Genomic DNA, 2,022 nt, shown 5'->3' with positions numbered 1-2,022 from the left:
ACCACCTAAGGCCCCTCGTTACCTGTACGCCTCGCCAGTCGTATGCAAGGATGACTGAAATAACCTCCGGGGGGATGGGGAATCAATGTTGATCACACGCAAAGGCATGGCACCCGTAGCAGCGCTTGGGGTGGTTGTCGGGCTTTCAGGCTGCGCGGTCAACTCGCAGCCTGCGGCTGTACCGCAGCAAACTACTACCACGCAGACGGCAACGGCATTGCAGCACAGTGAATTCGCTTCCCTCGATAGTGCCCGTCAGGCTGTTGCCAGGGTAATCGGCTGCGATGACAAGCCCAAGACGGATCCCATCATCAATCCCGACCTTGCAGGTTTCACGGCCGAATACGTCGTGTGCGCAAACCGCGTCCAGGTCGTGTGGTTCAAGACCGAAGAGGCCAGAAATGCCGAGCACCAGCTACACAGCGATTCGGCGCAGCCGCTGACCATTGTCGAGGGCGGCAACTGGATGGTAGTGGACATGTCCGAAGCACTAAATGAGCCTCCAAGCGGCAAAGATTTGAGGGAACTGGCTCAGGAACTCGGCGGCAATTTCATATACGTGAGCGGCGTCGGACCTTCCTAATAGGGGGAAGAACGGCCTGCTCTCCCGCTTCCTACGCGGCGAGAGCCTGAGCACGGTATTGCACTGGGCTTAGGCCGTTGAGCTTGGTGGAGATTCTTTCCATGTTGTACCAGCGCATGTACTCGTGCAGTGCTGTTGCCAGCGCATCGGTGTTGAGGAATCGGTCGCGGTGGAAGAGCTCTTCTTTGAGATGTCCGAAAAAGTTCTCCATAACGGCGTTGTCGTAGCAGTTGGCTTTGCGGGACATCGACTGAATGGCGCCGGCGTTCTCCAGGAGTTTGCGCCAGGAGGTGTGCTGGTATTGGAATCCCTGATCGGAGTGTACAAGGGGTTTCTGCCCGCTCTCCAGGGTGGTCAGGGCACCGCGCAGGGATGAGTTGGTCAATTCCAAGTTGGGTGAGAGGCCAAGGGCGTAGGAGATGATCTGCCGGTCGAAAAGGTCCATGACCGGTGAGAGGTACAGTTTCCTGTCGCCGACGCTGAACTCGGTCACGTCGGTCGCCCATTTCTGATTCGGCGCATCTGCATCAAACTGGCGTTTCAACAGATTCGGGACAACAACGCCCTGCTCGCCCTGATAGGAGTTGTAGCGGTTTTTCCGCCGGACCTTGCAGACCAGCCGCAGTAAACGCATCAGCTTCAGCACGGTTTTCTTCGCGACCGTCCAGCCTTGTTTGACCAGTTCGATATGGACACGGCGGTGCCCGTACCGGGCGTGGGCTTTCTCAAAGATGCCCGTGACCGCTGCTTTGAGCTCTGCATGGGGGTCAGGAGCCAGCAGCCGGGCTTGGTGATAGAAGAACGTGGACCGTGGCAGCCTTGCGACGTCCAGAAGAACTTCCAAACGGTGCTCGGCCTTGAGAGCGATGACAGCGCGGACCTTTAGCGCTGTTCCTCGTCCCTCAAGGCTTTTACTTTTCCCAGGAAGGCCACCTCTGCCTGCAAACGCTCGTTCTCGCGGCGCAGCCGCTGCAGCTCCGACTCCGGCTGTGTCGGCGCCTTAGGGGATGAGATCCGTCGGCCGCGTGGTTTCGGGCGCAAGCCGTCTTCGCCTTCACTGCGGTATATTCGTGCCCACTTTTTGATCAGATCCGGTGAGGAAAGCTCGAGCTCTTTTGCCAGAGCGATCTGGCTCTCTCCGGCTTGGAATCGGCGGACGGCGGCGAGTTTGAACTCGAATGTGAACTTCCGATGGGTTGATTTGGTCACCAGCGCCGTACCTCCGCGAACTCTCCACAAGCCATGGATGCGGATGACAGCTTTTGAACGGACCCCTAGCCTCGTCGCTGCTGCCTTCGCACCCCAACCCAACTCGAACAACGCTACCGCGGCTTCGCGCTGTTCCTCAGACAACGAACTACTGTTCTGCATAAAACTGCTCCCCGATCGTAAGGACTGAATTTTCAGTCCAACTTTCGGGGAGCAGTTCATTAACCCCT

The 2,022-nt window shown here is 57.9% G+C and carries 3 protein-coding genes; 1 reads left to right on the top strand and 2 read right to left on the bottom strand.

The genetic code is table 11. From position 1 onward, the window contains the following. The first annotated feature begins 85 nt into the window (after nucleotides 1-85). On the top strand, nucleotides 86-583 hold the full coding sequence (locus tag P2Q66_RS03230) for a hypothetical protein (RefSeq protein WP_275725519.1): 498 nt from the start codon (nucleotides 86-88) through the stop codon (nucleotides 581-583). Nucleotides 584-614: 31 nt separating this feature from the next. Here the strand turns inward: P2Q66_RS03230 and P2Q66_RS03225 are convergent, their stop codons facing one another. Together P2Q66_RS03225 and P2Q66_RS03220 are read right to left on the bottom strand one after the other, a co-directional pair. Further along, complete coding sequence (locus P2Q66_RS03225; RefSeq protein ID WP_275725518.1) at nucleotides 615-1,427, bottom strand: IS3 family transposase; 813 nt, start codon at nucleotides 1,425-1,427, stop codon at nucleotides 615-617. Between the two features lie 38 nt (nucleotides 1,428-1,465). Further along, nucleotides 1,466-2,022: helix-turn-helix domain-containing protein (locus tag P2Q66_RS03220; RefSeq protein ID WP_275725516.1), on the bottom strand; the 557-nt coding region annotated here is incomplete at its 5' end.

Origin of the sequence: Arthrobacter sp. Cr_A7 (genome assembly GCF_029222765.1) — a bacterium.
GTDB lineage: Bacteria > Actinomycetota > Actinomycetes > Actinomycetales > Micrococcaceae > Arthrobacter.
The sequence above is the reverse complement of the archived record's forward strand: the minus strand, read 5'-3'. Positions and strand labels throughout refer to the sequence as shown.